Source organism: Acidisoma sp. S159 (assembly GCF_009766125.1).
Lineage (GTDB): Bacteria > Pseudomonadota > Alphaproteobacteria > Acetobacterales > Acetobacteraceae > Acidisoma.
The window spans coordinates 142300-162123 of record NZ_LMUG01000091.1 but is presented as its reverse complement, the minus strand read 5'-3'; the positions used below and the strand labels follow the sequence as shown (position 1 = coordinate 162123).

17 protein-coding genes, 2 tRNA genes and 1 pseudogene are annotated in these 19824 nt (G+C 64.6%); 16 read left to right on the top strand and 4 right to left on the bottom strand.

What is annotated here, in order from left to right:
• Positions 1-81 precede the first annotated feature (81 nt).
• The 9 genes from GSQ92_RS27965 (at position 82) to GSQ92_RS27925 (ending at position 10128) form a co-directional block, all read left to right on the top strand.
• Complete coding sequence (locus tag GSQ92_RS27965) at positions 82-822, top strand: SDR family oxidoreductase (RefSeq protein ID WP_158806650.1); 741 nt, start codon at positions 82-84, stop codon at positions 820-822.
• Between the two features lie 20 nt (positions 823-842).
• Positions 843-1619 (top strand): SDR family oxidoreductase, encoded by a 777-nt coding sequence (locus GSQ92_RS27960; RefSeq protein WP_158806487.1) that lies wholly within the window; start codon positions 843-845, stop codon positions 1617-1619.
• A complete protein-coding gene (locus GSQ92_RS27955; protein ID WP_159014706.1) occupies positions 1616-2344 on the top strand; it encodes a GntR family transcriptional regulator in 729 nt (242 codons plus the stop codon). Before GSQ92_RS27960 ends, GSQ92_RS27955 begins: the two co-directional genes overlap by 4 nt.
• 130 nt (positions 2345-2474) lie before the next feature.
• The gene (locus GSQ92_RS27950) at positions 2475-4019 is read left to right on the top strand and encodes a UxaA family hydrolase (protein ID WP_158806490.1); all 1545 of its coding nucleotides are present in this window, start codon (positions 2475-2477) and stop codon (positions 4017-4019) included.
• Between the two features lie 10 nt (positions 4020-4029).
• Positions 4030-4794, top strand: coding sequence for a FadR/GntR family transcriptional regulator (locus GSQ92_RS27945; protein ID WP_158806492.1), 765 nt, complete (start codon positions 4030-4032; stop codon positions 4792-4794).
• 98 nt (positions 4795-4892) lie between these two features.
• Entirely contained in the window at positions 4893-6260 is a 1368-nt protein-coding gene (locus GSQ92_RS27940) for an NAD(P)H-dependent oxidoreductase (RefSeq protein WP_159014705.1), read from the top strand.
• 67 nt (positions 6261-6327) lie between these two features.
• Entirely contained in the window at positions 6328-7524 is a 1197-nt protein-coding gene (locus GSQ92_RS27935) for a substrate-binding domain-containing protein (protein WP_158806496.1), read from the top strand.
• A gap of 29 nt (positions 7525-7553) precedes the next feature.
• Positions 7554-9089: a sugar ABC transporter ATP-binding protein gene (locus GSQ92_RS27930; RefSeq protein ID WP_158806498.1), complete on the top strand. Its 1536-nt coding sequence runs from the start codon at positions 7554-7556 to the stop codon at positions 9087-9089.
• Between the two features lie 10 nt (positions 9090-9099).
• Positions 9100-10128, top strand: coding sequence for an ABC transporter permease (locus GSQ92_RS27925; protein ID WP_158806500.1), 1029 nt, complete (start codon positions 9100-9102; stop codon positions 10126-10128).
• Between the two features lie 211 nt (positions 10129-10339).
• On the opposite strand, the gene nusG is transcribed toward GSQ92_RS27925, so the two are convergent.
• The 3 genes from nusG to GSQ92_RS27910 all read right to left on the bottom strand — a co-directional run bounded on the left by nusG (position 10340) and on the right by GSQ92_RS27910 (position 11248).
• Positions 10340-10870 (bottom strand): transcription termination/antitermination protein NusG, encoded by a 531-nt coding sequence (gene nusG / locus GSQ92_RS27920; RefSeq protein WP_158806501.1) that lies wholly within the window; start codon positions 10868-10870, stop codon positions 10340-10342.
• 13 nt (positions 10871-10883) lie between these two features.
• Positions 10884-11078, bottom strand: a complete 195-nt coding sequence (secE, locus tag GSQ92_RS27915) for a preprotein translocase subunit SecE (protein WP_158806503.1) — start codon at positions 11076-11078, stop codon at positions 10884-10886.
• A 93-nt stretch (positions 11079-11171) separates the two neighbouring features.
• A tRNA-Trp gene (locus GSQ92_RS27910) sits at positions 11172-11248 on the bottom strand.
• A 216-nt stretch (positions 11249-11464) separates the two neighbouring features.
• Between GSQ92_RS27910 and GSQ92_RS27905 the strand changes: the two genes are divergently transcribed.
• The 3 genes from GSQ92_RS27905 (at position 11465) to GSQ92_RS27895 (ending at position 14967) form a co-directional block, all read left to right on the top strand.
• A complete protein-coding gene (locus tag GSQ92_RS27905; protein ID WP_158806505.1) occupies positions 11465-13030 on the top strand; it encodes a Do family serine endopeptidase in 1566 nt (521 codons plus the stop codon).
• 127 nt (positions 13031-13157) lie between these two features.
• Positions 13158-14189, top strand: a complete 1032-nt coding sequence (locus tag GSQ92_RS27900) for an NAD(P)-dependent alcohol dehydrogenase (RefSeq protein ID WP_158806507.1) — start codon at positions 13158-13160, stop codon at positions 14187-14189.
• Between the two features lie 10 nt (positions 14190-14199).
• Positions 14200-14967: an SDR family NAD(P)-dependent oxidoreductase gene (locus tag GSQ92_RS27895; RefSeq protein ID WP_158806509.1), complete on the top strand. Its 768-nt coding sequence runs from the start codon at positions 14200-14202 to the stop codon at positions 14965-14967.
• Positions 14968-15161: 194 nt separating this feature from the next.
• Here GSQ92_RS27895 and rlmB read toward each other — a convergent pair.
• Positions 15162-15953 (bottom strand): annotated as a pseudogene (rlmB, locus tag GSQ92_RS31275) (23S rRNA (guanosine(2251)-2'-O)-methyltransferase RlmB); the annotation flags it as partial.
• 501 nt (positions 15954-16454) lie between these two features.
• On the opposite strand from rlmB, the gene GSQ92_RS27885 reads away from it, so the two are divergent.
• From GSQ92_RS27885 to ada, 4 genes are all read left to right on the top strand, one after another.
• Positions 16455-16540 (top strand) — tRNA-Tyr (locus GSQ92_RS27885).
• A 488-nt stretch (positions 16541-17028) separates the two neighbouring features.
• Positions 17029-17715: a type 1 glutamine amidotransferase domain-containing protein gene (locus tag GSQ92_RS27880; RefSeq protein WP_158806513.1), complete on the top strand. Its 687-nt coding sequence runs from the start codon at positions 17029-17031 to the stop codon at positions 17713-17715.
• Between the two features lie 21 nt (positions 17716-17736).
• Positions 17737-18588 (top strand): enoyl-CoA hydratase/isomerase family protein, encoded by an 852-nt coding sequence (locus GSQ92_RS27875; protein ID WP_158806515.1) that lies wholly within the window; start codon positions 17737-17739, stop codon positions 18586-18588.
• Between the two features lie 120 nt (positions 18589-18708).
• On the top strand, positions 18709-19791 hold the full coding sequence (gene ada, locus GSQ92_RS27870) for a bifunctional DNA-binding transcriptional regulator/O6-methylguanine-DNA methyltransferase Ada (protein ID WP_158806517.1): 1083 nt from the start codon (positions 18709-18711) through the stop codon (positions 19789-19791).
• The last annotated feature ends 33 nt before the right edge of the window (positions 19792-19824 follow it).

Genomic DNA, 19824 nt, shown 5'->3' with positions numbered 1-19824 from the left:
CGTTATGCCGGGATGAGGCTGAAGCCCTTCACGGAAATCGGCGCCCGGTTCGGGGGCGTTTGGCGAGAGAGGAAACGGATGATGAGGCTGCAGGGTAAACGGGCCCTCGTGACGGCGGCTGGCCAGGGCATCGGCCGCGCGACGGCGGAGGCTTTCGCGCGCGAAGGCGCCGAGGTGATCGCGACCGACATCAATGCGGAGGCGCTCCGCACGCTGAGGGGCTGCACGACTCGCGTGCTCGACGTGCTGTCACCCGAGGCGATCGCCGAGGCGGCGGCCGAGGTCGGGCGCCTCGATATCCTGTTCAACTGCGCGGGCTATGTGCATGCGGGGTCCATCCTCGACTGCGACGACCGGGCGTGGAAATTCTCCTTCGACCTCAACGTGACGGCGATGTTCCACCTGATCCAGGCTTTCCTGCCGGGCATGCTGGAGGGCGGCCGGGGCTCGATCATCAACATGGCGTCCGCCGCTTCCTCGGTAAAAGGCGTGGCAAACCGCGCCGCGTACGGCGCGAGCAAGGCGGCGGTGATCGGTCTGACCAAATCGGTGGCGGTGGATTACGTGGCGCGCGGCATTCGCTGCAATGCGATCTGCCCCGGCACCATCCAGTCGCCCTCGCTGGATGAGCGCATCGCGACGCAGGCGGCGGCGGCGGGGGTAACGCTGGAGGCGACGCGCGCCGCCTTCGTGGGGCGGCAACCGATGGGGCGGCTTGGCAAGGTAGAGGAGATCGCCGCGCTGGCGGTTTATCTGGGGTCGGACGAGTCCGGCTTCACCACGGGCACCACGCAGATGATCGACGGCGGCTGGTCGGCCTGATTTAGGAAGAACCGCGGAAAATGGATCTCGGTCTGAACGGCAAGGTTGTGATTGTCACCGGAGGGGCGTCCGGGATCGGCGCCGCAATCTCGATTTTGTTGGCGGAGGAGGGCGCCATTCCGGCGATCCTCGCGCGTGACACACCGCCGCCCGCGTTCATGCTGGCGCTTCAGGGGTCGCAGCCTGCGGCCAGTTTCCAGGCGGTCGAACTGACGGATGAGGCGGCCTGTGGCGCGGTGGTGGCGGCACTGATAGCGCGCCATGGGCGGATCGACGGGCTGGTCAATAATGCCGGCGTCAACGACCGTGTCGGGCTGGAGGCGGGGGCGGCGGCCTTCGAGGCTTCGCTCCGCCGCAACCTCGTGCATTGCTATAGCATGGGGCATCACTGCCTGTCGCATCTGCGGGCAAGCCGTGGCGCCATCGTCAATATCGCGTCCAAGACGGCGGTGACGGGGCAAGGCGGGACGAGCGGCTACGCCGCCGCCAAGGCCGGTTTGCTCGGGCTGACGCGTGAATGGGCGACTGACCTGGCCGCCGACGGCATCCGGGTGAATGCCGTGTTGCCGGCCGAGGTCATGACGCCGCTCTATGAGAACTGGATCGCGACCTTCCCCGATCCGGCGGAGAAACTGGCGGCGATCACCGCGAAGATCCCGCTCGGCGCCCGCATGACGACGCCGGAGGAAATCGCCGCGACGGTGGTGTTCCTGCTGTCTGCCCGCGCATCGCACTTCACCGGGCAGTGGCTGAGCCCGGATGGCGGTTACACCCATCTCGATCGGGCGATCAGTTGAGCGGGCGGGCGGAGGCGAAGGCGGTGGAACCGGCGACTGATGAAACCGCGCGAACGGCACGGGCCGGGGACAAGCGACTGCCGGCGATCGTCAGCGCGATGCAGCACGATATCGTTTTCGGCCGCCTCAAGCCGCGCGAGAGGCTGGTCGAGGAAGAGCTTAGCGAGCGTTTCGCCGTTGGCCGCCATGTCATACGGGCGGCGCTGGAGGAGCTTGACCGCGCCGGCCTCGTTCAGCGAAGGCAGAACCGCGGTGCGGTCGTCAGCGACTACTCGGCGGAAGAGGTCGATGAGCTTTACGACATCCGCACGATCCTCCAGCAGCAGGCGGCGCGACGGATCCTGCTGCCGGCATCACCGGACCTCATCCGCCAGCTCCGCGAGGTGAACGATGTCTATGTTCGCTGCGGGACGGCGGGCGACCTCGATGCCGCCTCGGTTGCGAACGACACCTTTCACCGGATCATCTTCGGCGCCTGCCGGAACCGGCAGCTGGCGGAGCTTATCCAGCAGTATTGGACGAAGACGGCGGCAATCCATTGCTACGCCATCGCGAACCCGGCGCTCGCCGAGCAGTCGCGGCGGGAGCATTTCCAGATCATCGCGGCGATGGAGAGCGGGGACCGCGCGGCTTTCGAGTCGCTTTGCGTGCTCCACATGCAGCCGGCGTTGCAAGCCTTCAAGGCGGCTCATGGCGGCTGGATTTCTCGCGCGGGGGCGGGCTGATGCCGGGCGTTCGTCGGTGGAGGAATGCTTCTCTGCGGAGACCGTAACGTTGCCCGGCCGGGCAAATGTCTGATATCCTGATGCAGTGCGACGGGTCGGCCACTCGCCGCGTTCCGGAAAGGTCGGCGCCATGCTCAATATCCTCTCAACCACGATGCACCTCAACCCCATTGACAACGTTGCGATCGCGCGCGCGGAAATCGAGGCGGGGACGAACCTGCCGGATCGTGGCGTCACCACCACGCGGCGCATTCCACGCGGGCACAAGGTGGCGATCGCGGCCATTCCCAAGGGCGAGCCGATCCGCCGTTACGGGCAGGTGATCGGCTTCGCCAGCATGGATATCGCGCCGGGCGACCATGTGCATGTGCAGAACTGCGAGTTCCACGATTTCGCCCGCGACCATTCGCCGGGGGCCGATGCGCGTCCCACCGACTATATCGCGGAGCCCGCGACCTTCGATGCTTACGTGCGGCCCGATGGGCGGATCGCGACGCGCAATTACATCGGCATCCTGACCAGCGTGAACTGCTCCGCCGGCACCGCCCGCTACATCGCGGAAGCCTTCCGTGCCAATCCGATCACCGGGGATCGTGGCCTGCTCACCGACTACCCGAATGTCGATGGCGTGGTGGCGCTGACGCATAAGACCGGCTGCGGCATGGCGCTGACGGGCGATGGTATGGATACGCTGCGCCGCGTCATCATGGGCTATGCGGCGCATCCGAACTTCGCCGCCGTCCTCGTCATCGGCCTGGGCTGCGAGGTCAATCAGGTTGGGCCGCTGCTACAGTCCCAGAGCCTGCCTGAGGGCATGGCGATGTCATCCCTCGTGATCCAGGAATCCGGCGGCGCGCGGGCTAGCATCATGGCGGGGATCGAGCGCATCAAGGCGTTGCTGCCGGTCGCCAATGCGGTGAAGCGCCAGCCGGTTTCGGCTTCGAATCTCAAGGTCGCGCTGCAATGCGGCGGTTCCGACAGCTTCTCGGGCCTCACCGCCAATCCGGCGCTCGGTTACGCGTCGGACCTTGTGGTGCGGCATGGCGGCACGGTGATCCTGACGGAGACGACGGAGATCTACGGCGCCGAGCACTTGCTGACGCGGCGCGCGGTGAGCCCTGAAGTGGCGGGCAAGCTGTTGTCGCGGATCGAATGGTGGATCGAATACACGCGAAAGAATGGCGGCGAGATCGACAATAACCCGTCGCCCGGCAACAAGGCCGGCGGGCTCACCAATATCGTCGAGAAGTCGCTCGGCGCGGTGGTGAAGGCGGGCACGACGAACCTTGTCGATGTCGTGGGCTATGCCGATCCGGTGACGGCCAAGGGGCTGGTGGTGATGGACGGGCCGGGTTTCGATCCGGTTTCCGCTACAGGTCAGGTCGCGGGCGGCGCCAATGTTTTGTGTTTCACCACCGGGCGCGGGTCCGTCTTCGGCTGCAAGCCGACGCCTTCGATGAAGCTCGCCACCAATACGCCGATGTACGACCGGATGCCGGACGACATGGACGTCAATTGCGGCGGGATCGCGGAAGGCGTGGAGACGGTGGAGGAGTGCGGGCAACGCATCTTCGAAATGATCCTGCGTATCGCTTCGGGCGAGAGAACCAAGAGCGAGCAGCTCGGGTTCGGGGATGACGAATTCGCGCCGTGGCAGTTAGGCGCGACAGTCTGAGGTCTCCGTCTTGGACGAGCTAGCGAAGCCGGGCCGTCGCAGGCTCGCGCCACGATCGGCGGATGACCATATCCGGCCAGTGGCGCGCGCCACGCTGCCGCAGGAGATCGTGGACGCCATCGCCGGGCTGATCATGAAGCGGATTTGGAAGCCCGGCGACATGATCCCGTCGGAGAAGGAACTCGCGGCGCGGTTCCAGGTCGGGCGGTCCACGGTGCGGGAAGCAGTGAAAAGCCTTGCCGTGCTGGGCGTGCTGGAAGCGCGGCCGGGCGAGGGGTCCTTTGTCCGCGAGCCGACTTCCGAGCTGCTCTCGGGCGCGTTTCGCTGGGGGCTGCTGCTGAGCGAGCGGAACCTCGATGATCTGTTCGACGTGCGGACCACGATCGAGGTGACCTGTGCCGGCCGCGCGGCGAAACGCTGCACGGCGCAGGATGCCGCGGCGCTGGCCGAGAACATTACCCTCATGCGGGATCATCAGAGCGACGATCCCGCCTTCACCAAAATCGACAGCGACTTTCATATCCGCATCGCCGAGATCGGTGGCAATGCGCTGTTCTCGAGCGTGGTGTCGACGATCCAGACCATTGTTCGCATGTGGTATCCGGCGACCTATTACGTGCCGGAAACCAAGGCCGTGACCTTCTCCGAGCATGACGCGATCGTCCGGGCGCTGCGGCGCAAGGATGTGCCGGGGTCGGAGGAGGCGATGCTGGCTCATCTGACGGCGGCGGCGGGGCGGCTTCGCCGGGTCATGGGAAAGGCCGATGCCGCCTAGACTGCCGCCTTGCCTAGGCTGAGGCTGTCAGACATTATGACATCTATCGACGGCGCGGAGACGCCGTTCCCGTGGTCGGGATGGAGGGGGATGGCGCCATGTTCAAGCAGGCTCTCGATAAGCGGCACGCGCGGGGCAAGCCGATCCAAGTGGCTTTCGTGGGTGCCGGACGTATGGGCACCGGAGCGATTTGCCAGATCGGGCTGATGCGCGGCATCAGCGTCGCGGTGATCGCCGATCTCAGCACCGAGCGCGCGACCCGCGCCTTCGAGCTTTCCGGCTACCGGCGCGAGGATGTGGTTGTCGCGAACGCGGTGGGGCCAGCGCAGGATGCCATCCGCCAGAACAAGCCGGTGGTGACGCAGGATGCGACCCTGGTGCCGCAGCTCGAAATCGATGCGGTTGTCGATGCGACGGGCAGCCCGGAGCTTGGGGCGCGCGTGGCTTTGCAGACGATTCAGGCGCGCAAGCACATCATCATGCTGAATGTCGAGACCGATGTCGTTGTCGGACCCATCCTGCATCGCATGGCCGAAGCAGCGGGCGTGGTCTACACGGTGTCATCGGGTGATGAGCCGGGCCTGATCGCCGAATTTTATGATCGCTATGCCGGGCTCGGCTTTGAGATTGTGGCGGTGGGCAAAGCGCCTTCCAGCATCGGGCTGTTCGACCGTTTCGCGACACCCGACAGCGTTGGCGAGGATGCGAAGCGATGGGGTGTGAACCCGCATTTCCTCGTGACCTTCCGCGATGCCACCAAGACGATGATCGAGATGGCCTGCATCTCGAATTATACTGGTTTGGTGCCCGATATTCGCGGCATGCACGGCCCGATCGCGGGGGTTAATGAGATCCCGCAATTGTTCAGGCCGAAAAGCGAGGGCGGCATCCTCAATACGCGCGGCGTGGTCGATTACGCCCGGCCGCTGAAGCATGAAGACGGCAGCATCGACTTTGACCGATCCGTGACGCCGGGCACCTTCATCGTGGTGCATACCGACCACAAGCAAATCCAGGAGGATTTGCAGTATCTCGATGTCACCGGCTCGGACGGCTACTACAACATGTACACGCCCTATCATCTGGTGACGAACGAGATCCCGCTCTCGATCGTCAATGCGGTGGCCTTCAACCATCCGACCATCGTGCCCAAGCTCGGGCTGGTGACGGAGGTTTTCGGTGCCGCCAAACGCGCCTTGACGGCGGGTGAGACCGTGGAGGGCGCCGGCGGATCCTCGGTTTATGCGCTCAACGATCTCTACGAGACGGCCAAGGCCGATAATGTCGTGCCGCTCGGCTTGCTGACGGATGCCAAGCTACTGCGCGATGTCCGTAGGGAAGAGGTCATTACCTACGACATGGTCGAATTGCAGACCGACACGACGCTTTACCATTTGCGTGCCCTGCAGAATTCGATGAACCTGCAACCTCATGCGCCGCCCAGCCTGAAGGTGGCCGCCGAATAGACGAGTGCGTTGCCGCGACGATCGGCCGACAGAAGCCGACAAAATAGCAATGGAGCGAGTGGGAAGAATGATGTTCGAGACAAAACTGCCCTTGAAGAAGGCCTCCGCGATCAAGCGTCTGGCCGCCGCGGCGCTTTGCGCCTCCGTCTTCGGCTTGGGCGCGGTGGGCGCGCATGCGGCGACTCGCGCGCAGCCCTTCCCGGAATGGCCTGCGCCGGTCATCGACCCCACGCTGAGCGTCGATCAGGCGAAAGCGCTGGTGGCCGAAAGGTCGAAGCCGCAGACCGAGTGGAAAGGACCGACGAGCGGACCGCGCGCGCCGACCGGCCAATTTACCATCGCCTGGGTCTCCAGCGATCAATCCTATACGCCCTATGTCTATTGGGGCCTTGGCGTGGAGCAGGCGGCGAAGGCGCTCGGCTGGAAGGTCGTCACGCTCAATGGGCAAGGGACCGTGGGTGGAACACTTGCCGCGTTTCAGCAAGCGCTGTCGCTGAATGTTGCCGCCATCATCACGCCGGCCGACGCCAACGCGCTGCAGCAGCCGATTCAGGACGCGGTTAAGCGCGGCATTCCGGTCATCGGCATTCACGCCACCGCTTTCCCGGGTCCGGCACCGAAGCTCGGCCTTTACCAGAACATTGCGTCCAATCCAGCCGAGATCGGGCAGACCGAGGCCGCTTATGTCATCGCTGATTCCAACGGAACCGCGCATGACATTCACATGGTCGATAACAGCTACGCCATCGCGCGCTTCAAGGCTCAGGCGACGATCCAGCCGATCCAGCATTGCGCCGGCTGCAAACTGTTGACCGTGGTGAACCAGCCGATCGGCGATCCCACGCGTATGCCTTCGACCATCTCGGGCCTGCTCTCGCGCTTCGGCGATAGCTGGTACATGACGACATGCTGTGACGGCTATTACACCGCCGCTGCCGCCGCGCTGCGTTCGGCCGGTGCTTCGCCCGAGAAGATTCATCTGATCGGCGCCGATGGGCCGCCGGCCACCTATCAGATGATCCGCAAGGGCCAGTATCAGGTCGCCGACGTGCCTGAGCCTTCCTCTCTGTTCGGCTTCGAGGCGGTGGATGCGGCAGTGCATGCGATGGTCGGCGAGCCGCCGGCGGTTTTCACGCAGCCGACTTATATCGTGACCAAGGACAATGTTGAGGCTGAAGGCGGAAACAAGAACCAGTTTATCCCGAGCAACAACTTCGCTTGCCATTACGAGAAGATCTGGCTCGGCCAAGCGACGGGCTGCTGAGGCTCGGCTGAGGCGAAAGGCGCTTGCCGATGGCGGATGATATTCCGCTGCTGCGGATCGCGGGGCTCGGCAAGCGCTTCTACGGCACCCACGCGCTCAACGATGTGGATCTCACTCTACGAGCGGGTGAGATCCATGCGCTGATCGGGGAGAACGGCGCCGGGAAATCGACGCTCATCAAGATTCTCGCGGGTGTTTACGGTGCCGAGGAAGGTACGATCGCCTTGCGCGGCGAGGCGGTCAACCCGGTGACGCAACGTTTGCCGATCGCCTTCGTGCATCAGGATCTCGGCCTGGTCGATGATCTGAGCGTCGGCGAGAACGTGGCGCTGGTCGCAGGCTTCCCCAAGCGCCATGGGCTTATTGATTGGCCGCAGGTGGGGCGGCAGGCGATCGAGCTTTACGATCGCATGGAGATCGAGGCACCGGATCCGCAATCGCCTGTCGGTAGTCTCAACGCCGCGGGCAAGGCGCTGCTTGGAATTGTCCGCGCGCTTGCGAGCAGGGCCGATATCGTCGTGTTGGACGAGCCGACGGCTTCATTGCCGGAGCCTGATGCGCTGCATCTGCTCGATGTGCTGCGGCGGCTGCGCGCGACTGGCGCCGGCATCATCTATGTCAGCCATCGCCTCAACGAGCTTTTCGGCTTCGCCGATTCCGTCTCGGTGTTGCGCGACGGACGGCTGGTGCGCAGCGCGGCGATGGCGAGCGTAACGCCGTCCAGTCTGGTGCAGGACATGCTGGGCCGTGCGGTTGAGTTCGCGCATGGCCATGCGGAGCCTACCGCAAATAAGCCCGCGTTGCTTTTCGTGGAGGCGCTGCGGCTGCATGGCTTCGGGCCGGTGACCTTCTCGGTCGCGGCCGGAGAGATCGCGGCGCTGGTTGGCTTGCGGGGCGCGGGTCAGGATGAGATCGGGCGTGCCATATTCGGCGCGCTGGAGACGCGGTCGGGCACGATTCATCTTGGGGGCGAGCTTCTGCCGCCGCGAGAGACGATCACCGACCGGATGGCGCGCGGCATTGCGCTGCTCGCGGGAGACCGTGGCCGGGAAAGTGCGCTCGCCGGGATGTCGATCAGCGAGAATCTTTTCCCGAGCCAGAGCATCGTGAAAACCGGCAGCCTAGCCTTCCTGTCGCCCGCGGCGGATCGGGCGCGGACTGGCGAGGTGATGGAGCGCTTCGATGTGCGGCCGCGCAATCCGGATGCGCTGATCGATTGGCTGAGCGGCGGCAATCAGCAGAAGATATTCGTCGCTCGCTGGCTGGCCGCGGGTGCGCGGTTGCTGATCCTGGAAGAGCCCACGGCAGGCGTGGATATCGGCGCCAAGCTCGCCATTCACGCCATGGTGCGGGATGCTGCACGAGCGGGCGCCGCCGTGCTTATCGTGTCCTCGGATTTCGAGGAAGTGGCGACGCTGGCCGACCGGGCACTGGTCATGGGCCGAGGCCAAATCTCCGGGGAACTCTCAGGCGCGGCTTTGACCATGGACAGCCTGATCGCGCGCTCGTCGCTTGGCGAGGACTTCGCGGCCTCCGACTATGCGCCCGCCACGCTGAATGCCTAGGATGCCCGAGATGCCCGATCAGGTTAACCCCGCTCAAACCGCAGCTATTCGGCCGATCGCGCGCAGCCCGCGCCGGTTGTCGGATTTCGTCGCGATCTACGGTCTGGCGGTGGTCTTCCTCATCGTGATGGCGGTCTTCGGGGTGTTGCATCCGACGACATTCCTGAGTGCCTCGAATATCAATTCCATCCTGGTCGGCCAGTCGGTAACGGCGATGCTGGCGCTGGCGGAGATGATCCCCCTTGCGACCAAGCAATTCGATCTATCGGTGGGCTATCACCTGGGGATGGCGCAGATCCTGGTGATCGGGCTGCAGGTGCAGAATGGCCTGTCCTGGCCGCTCAGCATTCTCATCGTGCTGGTGCTGTCGGTTATCGTCGGGGCGCTGAACGGTTTCCTTGTCACGCGGTTCAAGATCGACAGTTTCATCGCCACGATGGGTGTCGGCACGCTGCTTTATGGTGTTTCCAATTGGTATAGCGGCGGCCAGCAGATCGTCGGCATGGATCTGGCGGATCGGTTTACCGGCCTGACGGAGATCTACCGGCACATTCCGCTGCCGGCGGTCTATGTCGCGATTGCCGCGATCCTGCTGTGGGTGGTGACGGAGCGGCTGCCGGTGGGCCGCAGTCTCTATGTTATCGGTGCCAGCACTCGGGCCGCCGAGCTTACCGGCATTCGGGTGCAGCGCCATGTGATGGGCGCCTTCATCGCGTCGGGGGTTTTGAGCGGGGTGGCCGGCATCATGCTCGGCAGCATCTTGCAGACGGGAACGCCATCGGTGGGTCCCGAATATCTGCTACCGGCCTTCGCGGCGACGTTGTTGGGCGCGACCTCGATCAAGCCGGGGCGGGTCAATGTGCTCGGCACCCTGCTGGCGGTGCTGATCCTGGCGTTTTCGTTCTCGGGCGTGCAGCAGCTCGGGGCGGCGTTTTACGTGCAGTATTTCTTCAATGGCGGAATTCTGATCGTTGCTGTGGGCCTGTCCGTCTATGCCTCCGCGCGGCGGCGGAGGGCGGCCGCGAAGGGTCAAGCGTGAGGCGGTTGGGCGGCGAGGAGGCGGTGCGCGGGTAGTTCGAACTCACCGTCATGGCATGCGAAGGCATGCCATCCACACCTTGCCGGAGGCTCCGCTACGAAGGCGTGGATGGCACGCCTTCGCGTGCCATGACGAGATGAATGGCCGCCCGTCGGAACGGCGTGGATTGTGCGCCTAGTAGGACCCAAGCAGTCAGGCTGGCGCCGCCGACTCAGACCTTCTCGACCTGGTTGTATTCCAGATCGACCGGGGTGGAGCGGCCGAAGATCGAGACGCTGACTTTCACGCGCCCCTTTTCCTCATCGACCTCTTCCACCGTTCCGTTGAAGCTGGTGAAGGGGCCGTCCGCCACGCGGACTTGCTCGCCGATCTCGTACAGGATGGAGGGGCGCGGACGCTCCACACCTTCCTGGGTCTGCTTCATGATCCGCTCGGCCTCGGCCTCGGTGATCGGCGTGGGCTTGTTGCGGTTGCCCAGGAAGCCGGTGACCTTGGGCGTGTCCTTGACCAGATGCCAGGCCTCGTCCGTCAGCTCCATCTTCACCAGCACGTAGCCCGGGAAGAACTTGCGCTCGGAATTGACCTTCTGGCCGCGCCGGACCTCGACGACCTCTTCCGCGGGCACGAGGATCTCATCGATCTGGTCGGCGAGGCCCTTCTGGGCCGCCTGTTCCTTGATCTGCTGGCCGATCTTCTTCTCGAAGCCGGAATAGACGTGGACGACATACCATCTCTTAGCCATGACCCAATTCCCCCTAGGCGCCGCTGCTGAACAAGGTGCGCACGCCGAGGCCAATGATCTGGTCCGCGGCAAAGAAGAACACCGCCGCGATGAGCGCCATACCGAGCACCATCGCGGTCGTTACGAGCGTCTCCTTGCGACTCGGCCAGGTGACCTTCCCGACCTCCGCCCTCACATCGCGTAGGAAACCCACCGGATCGAAATTCACGGCCGCCCCACCCAACCCAGGTTCATCTGCAACTCGTACAATCCTCAAGAAAAATGCGCCGGCCGGACGGATTTCCGGGCGGCGCGGGCCGTTTGGCAGGGGCGGAGGGTCTCGAACCCACAGCCTCCGGTTTTGGAGACCGGCGCTCTAGCCAATTGAGCTACGCCCCTGCACGCTCGACCGAGCCGCGCTAGACACAATGCGCCGCCCCGCAAGTCAAGGGGCAGACGCGGATAGACCGCCCTGCGAGCCGAAGTGAGCCTAGATGACGCGCTATTCACGATCTCGAAGGAGTAACGATCGGGCGCGTTGCCCTATGTGTGGCGACAGGATGATCCTGACGGTGCCATGAAGGTGCCGATTCGCTACCATAGGAGACGACGCTCATGCCCGCCCGCCGTTCCACGCTACGCCGGTCCTCGCTCGCTATCGCGCTACTCGCCGCCACGGCCCTCGGCAGCTATGGGCTGGGCCATGGCGCCTTCGCCGAGGATGTCAGCAAGCCGCCGGTGGGCGCCGGCCAGGTCCTGCCCGATTTCACCGAACTCGCCAGCCGGGTGAAGCCGGCCGTGGTGACCGTGCTGTCTGATCTGGCGCCGGGTGCCGCTACGGATGACAGCGACAGCAGCGGCGGTGATCAGGGCGCTGGCCCGGATCAGGGTGGCGGTGGTCCGCAGGCCTCGCCCTTCCCGTTCCCGCTGCCTTTCCCCTTCAACATGATGCCTCAGGGTCCCGGCGGCGGCGGCATGCAGGGTCAGCGGCCGCAGATGGTCGAGGCCGCAGGCTCTGGCTTCATCATCGACGAGGACGGCACCGTGGTGACCAACAACCACGTGGTGCAAGGCGCCAAGACGGTCACCGTCACCTTGGCCGACGGCACCAAGCTGCCGGCGACGGTGATCGGGCGCGATCCCAGCACTGATGTCGCGGTTCTGCGCATCAAGGCCGACCACAAGCTGCCCTTCATCGAGCTCGGCGACTCGAGCAAGGTGAAGACCGGCCAGTGGGTCGTCGCCATGGGCAATCCCTTCGGTCTCGGCGGGACGGTAACGGCGGGCATTGTGTCGGCGGAAGGCCGTGATATCGGCGATGGCCCCTACGACAGCTTCCTGCAGGTCGATGCCCCCATCAACAAGGGCAATTCCGGCGGGCCACTGTTCGACCAGTCCGGCCAGGTCGTCGGCATGAATACCGCGATCCTGTCGCCGAGCGGCGGCAGCGTGGGCATCGGCTTCTCCATCCCGTCCAACACCGTGAAGTCGGTTGTGGCGCAGATCGAGAAGGTCGGCCATGTCACGCGCGGCTTCCTCGGCGTCTCGGCGCAGTCGGTCGATGCCTCGATGAGCCAGGCGCTGCGGCTGCCCGGCGACGGCAAGGGTCCGCTGAACGGCGCCCTTGTCGCGGCGGTCGAGCCCAATAGCCCGGCGCAGAAGGCCGGGTTGCAGCCCGGCGACGTGATCGAGAGCGTGAACGGGACGGTCATCCACAATCCGCGTGACCTCGCGGTCGAGATCGCCGGCATCGTGCCGGGTGACAAGGCGGCGCTCGACATCATCCGCAATGGCAAGGCCGAGGACATTTCGGCACAGGTCGCCGAACTCAAGACCCGCGTCGCGAACAACGCCCAGAACCAGCAGCCGAACGCCCATCGCGGCGGGGTTGGGCTGGCGCTGGCGCCGCTGACCCCCAGCCTGCGCGATCAGCTTAGCGTGCCGGACGGGACCGATGGCGCGGTTGTCGCCCAGGTCGTGCCGAATTCTCCGGCCGATCAGGCGGGGCTACAGCAGGGTGACGTCGTGCTCGGCGTCAATAGCAGCAACGTGGGTTCGCCCGACCAGGCGGCGCAGGCCATCCGGCAGGCGATCAAGACCAACGGCAATGCGCTGGCGCTCCGCATCCTACGCAATGGACAGCCGATCTTCGTGGCTGTGACGCCCAAGACCGCGGGCTGATCAGACTGGCTTGATAGCTTGCGTCGCCGAGAAGAGGGCAGGCCCGCTTGGCGCCTGCCCTCTCACGGGTCCATGATGAACCTCGAAGAGGACGGGCGCGATCGCCCGCCGGATGAGGGGAATCGTCATGAAAGCGCTGGTGCTCGAGAAGATCCGTGATGCGCAACTGCGCGAGATCGAGCTGCCGACGGAGGCTGGCCCGGGCGAGGTAAAGATCGCCATGAAGGCGGTCGGTATCTGCGGCAGCGACCTCCATTACTACCTGCACGGCGCCATCGGCCCCTTTGTCGTTCGCGAGCCCATGGTGCTCGGCCATGAGGGCGCGGGCGAGGTGATAGGCGTTGGGGCCGGGGTGTCGAACCTCGCCCTTGGCGACCGGGTCTGCATGGAGCCAGGGATCCCGGACTGGACCTCGCGCGCCTCGCAGCTTGGGCTCTATAACCTCGATCCGGCGGTGCGGTTTTGGGCGACGCCGCCGATCCATGGCTGCCTGGCGCCCGAGGTCATCCACCCCGCGAACCTCACTTTCAAGCTGCCGGATAATGTGAGCTTCCAGGAGGGCGCCTTCGTCGAACCGCTGGCGGTGGGCATGCAGGCGGTCAACAAGGCGCATATCCTGCCGGGGCAAGTCGCCGTCGTCATCGGGGCCGGGACGATCGGGATGATGGTGGCGCTGGCGGCCCTCGCCGCGGGCTGCTCCGAGATCATCATGACCGATGTACAGCCGGAGAAGCTGAAGATCGCCGCCGGCTATGACGGGATTCGCACGGTGAACGTTTCCGAGGCGAGTGCCGCCGATCGCGTGAAGGAAGTGACCGCAGGCTGGGGCGCCGATGTGGTTTTCGAGGCGAGCGGCAGTCCGCGCGCTTTCAACGGCATCTTCGATCTGGTGGCGCCCGGCGGCGCGGTGGTGCTGGTCGGCATGCCGCCCGGCCCGGTACAGTTCGACGTGGTGTCGGCGCAGATCAAGGAGGCGCGGATCGAGACGGTGTTCCGTTATGCCAATGTCTATCCGCGCACAATCGCCCTGCTGGCGTCCGGCAAGGTGGATGTGAAGCCGCTGATCTCCCGCACCTTCCCCTTCGAGCAGTCGGTCGAGGCTTTTGAGTTCGCGGCCCAGGGCTCGCCCGAGGTCGTCAAGACGCAGATCGTTTTCTGAGGCGCGCGAGATGGATGTGAAGCAGCGTTTTTCCCTCGCTGGCCGCAAGGCCTTGGTAACGGGCGCCTCGCGCGGGATCGGCATCGAGCTCTGCGCGGTATTGAGCGAGGCCGGCGCCGATATCGTGGCGGTCGCGCGGGATGAGGCGGGTCTGGCCGCCGCCGCCGCGAAGGTGGAGGCCAACGGGCGCAAATGCCTCAAGCTGCCGGGTGATCTGGGCAAGCGCGAGGAGCCGGAGCGGGTCGGGCGCGCGGCGCTGGAGGCCTGGGGCACGATCGACATCCTGGTCAACAACGCCGGCGTCAGCTTCCCCAAGATGCTGGTCGATCAGACCATCGACGAATGGGACCTCATCCAGGCGGTAAACCTGCGGGCGCCCTGGCTGCTGGCGCGCACGCTGGTGCCCGCGATGATCGCGCAGAAACGCGGCAAGATCGTCAATGTGAGTTCGCAGACGAGTTCGGTCGCTCTGACCGAGCATGGTGCCTATGCGGCGTCGAAGAACGGGCTCAACGGGCTGACCAAGGTCATGACGGCGGAGTGGGCGCCGCACAACATCCAGTCCAACGCCATCTGTCCGACGGTGACGCTGACGCCGATGGCCGAGCAGGTCTGGGGCGATCCGGCGAAGCTCGGGCCGATGGTGGCGAAGATCCCGGCGGGGCGCGTGGCTCAGCCGGTCGAGGTCTGCGACGTCGTGCTGTTCCTGTGCGCCACCGCCTCCGACATGATCAACGGCGAGACGATCTTCATCGACGGTGGCTACACGGCGCTTTAGCGGTGGGATGGCTTTGGCTTGACCCGAGACCATTCCATCACGTCATGCTCGGCGAAGGCAGATCATCCACGCCTTCGCTGCGTGACGAAGCAAGGCGTGTATGGCGCGCGGGGGGCCGCCCCGCGTGCCATGACGGATCTTTGGCTCACGGTTTAGACCCAGCAATCACGCTTTAGCGCAACGTGAGGCGGTTCTTACGGCCGCCTTTGCAGCTCGTAGAGCGCCACGGCGGCGGCGGCGGAGACGTTGAGACTCTCCGCCCCAGCGGCCATCGGCAGCTTCGCCAACTCGTCGCAGGATTCGCGGGTGAGGCGGCGGAGGCCGGCGCCCTCGCCGCCCAGCACCAAGGCGACCTTCCGTTCGTTGAAGGCCGGACCGTGTAGGTTCGCGGGTGCCTCGGCATCCAGCCCAACGACCCAGTAGTTGGCGGCCTTGAGCACGACCAGCGTGCGCGCGAGGTTCACGGCCCGGATCAGCGGCAGGCTCTCAAGCGCGCCTGAGGCGGCCTTGGCGAGCGAGCCTGTCTCCTCCGGCGCATGACGTTCCTGGAGGATGACGGCGGCGACGCCGAAGGCCGCGGCGGAGCGGAGAATCGCCCCGATGTTGCGCGGATCCGTCACCTGGTCGAGCACCAGGATGGGTCCCGGCCGCTCCAGCACGGTGGCGAGGACGGGTGGCGAAAGCAGGTCGGCGAGGAGGGCGACGCCCTGATGCACGGCATCCCGCCCGAGAAGGCCATCGAGGCGGGCGCGATCGACCGTCTCCGGTGTTACGGACCACGGCCTTGGCAGGCGACTGGCGAGCGTCGTGGCGCCTTCCTCCGTCGTCACCAGCCGTCGCAGCCTGCGCGCGGGGTTAGTGAGCGCCGCCTGAACCGCATGGAGGCCGTAGAGCCAAACCGTTCCACGTGGCGCGGCGGCGCCCGACGAACGTGCAGGGTGAGGAGCAGCGGTATGGGCGGGCGTAGGACTCGCCTCGGCGGCACGGACAGGACGTTCGTATACGCGTTCGGTGGCGCGGGCGGGTTTCTCAGCGTGGAACGGAGTCCGGTCAGGGCGCGGGGTGGGCTTGTCGGAATGGGCGGCTTGCCGCTGGCCATGTGGCGCGGGTTTTCCTGGGCGTGGGCCTGATTTCGCGCGGTCGGCCTGAGGGCGCCGGGGGTCCCGTGTGTCCTGCCGGTCGCGAAACTCGCCGCGCGGCTGCTCGGCTCTGGAGCCGCCACCGCTGCCACCAGTCCCGCCGGCGTTGCGCGGCCGCGGGGCATCCTGCGGGCGCCTTGGGCCAAAGCCGGGGTTGGCATGATCGGCGCGCGGCGGGCGCGTTCCGGGTTGTGACGGGCGCGGGGTGCTGCCGTGTGGGCGCGAGGGGCGAGGGGGCTTCATCCCGCCATTATAGGCGCTTCCTGGCCGCCACATAGGCGTGCCGGGAGAAAGCTGTGCCTGTCGTTGACAACGGGCGGCGAATGAGGGAAATCGCCCTCCCACCCTGGAGGGGTGCCCGAGTGGTTAAAGGGGACGGACTGTAAATCCGTTGGTGAACGCCTACGTTGGTTCAAATCCAACCCCCTCCACCAGCGGTGCGCTTCAAGCGGTTGAGAAGTGCAGAGAATTAGCCGCCAAGCGGCTGCTGTTGGCGGCGTTGCCCATCGCCTGCGATCGTGCCTGGTCCAGCAGCGAGGTCGCCTCAAACCTCAAAAGGCCGGCGGACACGAATCCCAAAGCTGCAACGGAACTGGTGCCGTGCCGTGGGCAAGCCCGATACGGTGTTGGGTGGATGACCAGGAACCTGGCCTCATGCGTCAGGCCTGATGTGCTTGGGGAAATGTGGCGCTTCTCGACCATCAAGGCACGACCGGGTAATATGAACAGCGCTAGCGTGCACAGAGTTTCTGCCCGCGAAATAAGGGGAACGGGCGCTGGCGACATCAATTTCGCGTCCAGTCGATACCTAAGTATCGGCGATACCATAGTGCACTAGCTAGTCTTCCAGGCCTCTGCTGAGATCCTCAAGCGCCTGCCGATTCATCGGGATGTACAAAACCAAGAACAACGGAGAAAAGACATGAAAATACTCATGGTGACAACGTCGCATGATCAGCTCGGCAATACCGGCCGGAAGACCGGCTTTTGGCTTGAAGAATTCGCGGCCCCGTATTTTGTCTTCAAGGATGCCGGTGTGCAGCTGACGCTTGCGTCACCCAAAGGTGGGCAGCCGCCGATCGATCCGAAGAGTGATCTGCCGGAAAATCAAACCTCCGCCATGACGCGATTCAAACAGGACAAGGCGGCGCAAACAGCGCTCTCTAAAACCTCCCAACTCGCCGATATGAGAGCAGAAGATTTCGACACGATTTTCTATGTAGGTGGTCACGGCCCCATGTGGGACCTTGTTGATAATCCCGTCTCAATCGCCTTGATCGAGTCCTTCTACAATTCCGACAAAGTGGTTGCGGCTGTCTGCCACTCACCTGCAGTACTGCATCGGGTTACCTACAAAGGCGCGCCAATTGTAAAGGGCAAGCGCGTGACGGGTTTTACCAATGGTGAAGAGGAAGCTGTACAGCTCACCAAAGTTGTGCCCTTCCTTGTCGAGGATGAGTTGAAGCGGCTGGGCGGTCTCTATGAGAAGGCGGCCGATTGGGAAAGTTTTGCAATCGTCGATGATCGTCTGGTGACCGGGCAAAACCCTGCATCCTCGACCGCCGCAGCTAAGGCGTTACTCACTCGCGTCACAGGGAAACCCGCTTAGTCCTTTTCGGGGAGATTTAACGTGGTTCAGGTTGAGGCAGCTTCATCGACCTCCGGGCAGATTCGCCTCACTCGACACTCGTCATTCTACTGGAGGGTGACGCTCGACATTCCCCCCCTGAATATCTTCGGCCCGCAGTCTCTTCCGCAGTTGAATGAAATAGTCACGGCGCTCGAAACGGATGAAGAGGTGAGGGTCGTCGTCTTCGACAGCGCCGTCGACGGCTTCTTCCTGACCCATTACGACTTTCTCGCCAAGCCTGAAGACACGACGGATTTGCCCCCGGGGCCAACAGGCCTGCAGCAGCTTCCTGACATGTTGGTCCGGTTGAGCCGTGCCCCGGTGGTGTCGATCGCCGCGATACGCGGGCGCGCCACCGGGGTCGGCAGCGAGCTTGCGCTCGCCAGCGACATGCGTTTCGCAAGTCGGGAGAAGGCCATCTTGTCGCAATGGGAAGTCGGTGCCGGGCTGGTGCCAGGCGGTGGGCCGATGGCACGGTTGCCCCGGCTGATCGGCCGTGGACGGGCGTTGGAAGTTCTGCTTGGCGCAGATGATATTCCAGGCGATCTGGCGGAGCTTTACGGCTACGTCAATCGTGCCTTGCCGGATGCCGAACTCGATGCATTCGTCGATGCACTTGCAACGCGCATCGCCTCTTTCGACAAGCAGGCCATCGCGGAAACAAAACGTTTGGTTAATATCGCGAGCCTGCCGCCAGACGCTGAGATTGCGCCCGAGTGGGATGCATTTCTTACCTCCGTCGCGCGCCCGGCCGCCCGGGCGAGGATCAAGACTTTGATGGAGCGCGGCTTTCATCGCCCCGGGGATGTCGAAACCCGGCTGGGATACCACGTCGGCCAGATCGGCCACTGAGCAGAGCCTTCGCGGGTGATATCGCTTCGGCATTGTTGGATTTGAAAGCAAGAGCCGGAGTGTAGCGCCGAGAGATATTGATCAGGGTCGTGGCATAGTCATCCAGGTGAAAGACGGATCATGGAAACGACCTTAAAGGAGAAGACCGATCGCAGCGTCCCGGCCGCCGACCTGCGATGGGAGCGCGTGCTGGCGCGTGACAAGACCGCTGATGGCCAATTCTGGTATTCGGTGGCGACCACGGGCGTTTACTGCCGCCCGTCCTGCGCTTCGCGTAAGGCCAATCGCAGGAATGTCCGGTTTCACGACAGGCCTGAAGACGCGCGGGCAGCGGGTTTTCGGGCTTGCAAACGCTGCAATCCCGATGGGCTGTCGCTAGATGCCGAGAACGCGGCGATTGTCGCCAAGGCCTGCCGTCTGATCGAGCAGAGCGAAGAGGTTCCTTCGTTGGGCGCGCTTGCCCAAGCAGTCGAACTCAGCCCCAGTTATTTTCACCGCCTGTTCAAGAGCGTCACTGGCCTGACCCCCAAGGGCTATGCCGCTGGTCATCGGGCCGGGCGGGTCCGGGAGGGACTCGACAAGAATCACAGTGTCACCGAGGTGATCTACGACGCGGGCTTCAACTCGAGCGGAAGATTCTACGAGCAATCGACGAGCATGCTCGGCATGACGCCGACCAAATACAAGGCTGGCGGAACGAACGAGGAGATCCGCTTTGCCATCGGGGAGTCGTCGCTCGGCGCAATACTTGTGGCATCCAGCGCGAAGGGCGTTGCGGCGATCCTGATCGGGGACGATCCCAACCTGCTTGCTGAGGATCTGCAGGATCGCTTTCCCAAGGCGCGACTTGTTGGCGGCGACCGGGACTATGAGAAGCTCGTCGCGCAAGTGGTCGGTTTGGTGGAGGCGCCTAGGCTGGGCCTCAACCTTCCGTTCGACGTTCGCGGAACCGCATTCCAACAGCGCGTCTGGCAGGCGCTGCGCGAAATCCCGGCTGGGCGTACGGCCTCTTACGCCGAGATCGCCGCGAGGATCGGATCGCCGAAGTCGGTGCGCGCGGTAGCCGGTGCCTGCGCGGCCAATAACATCGCGGTGGCAATCCCCTGCCATCGGGTCGTCCGCAACGACGGCGCGCTGTCGGGCTATGCCTGGGGCGTCGAGCGCAAGCGCGCGCTCCTTTCGCGTGAGTCGGTTGCGGCCTGACCAGCCGCCGGCTTCTTTACATTGAAAGCAAGG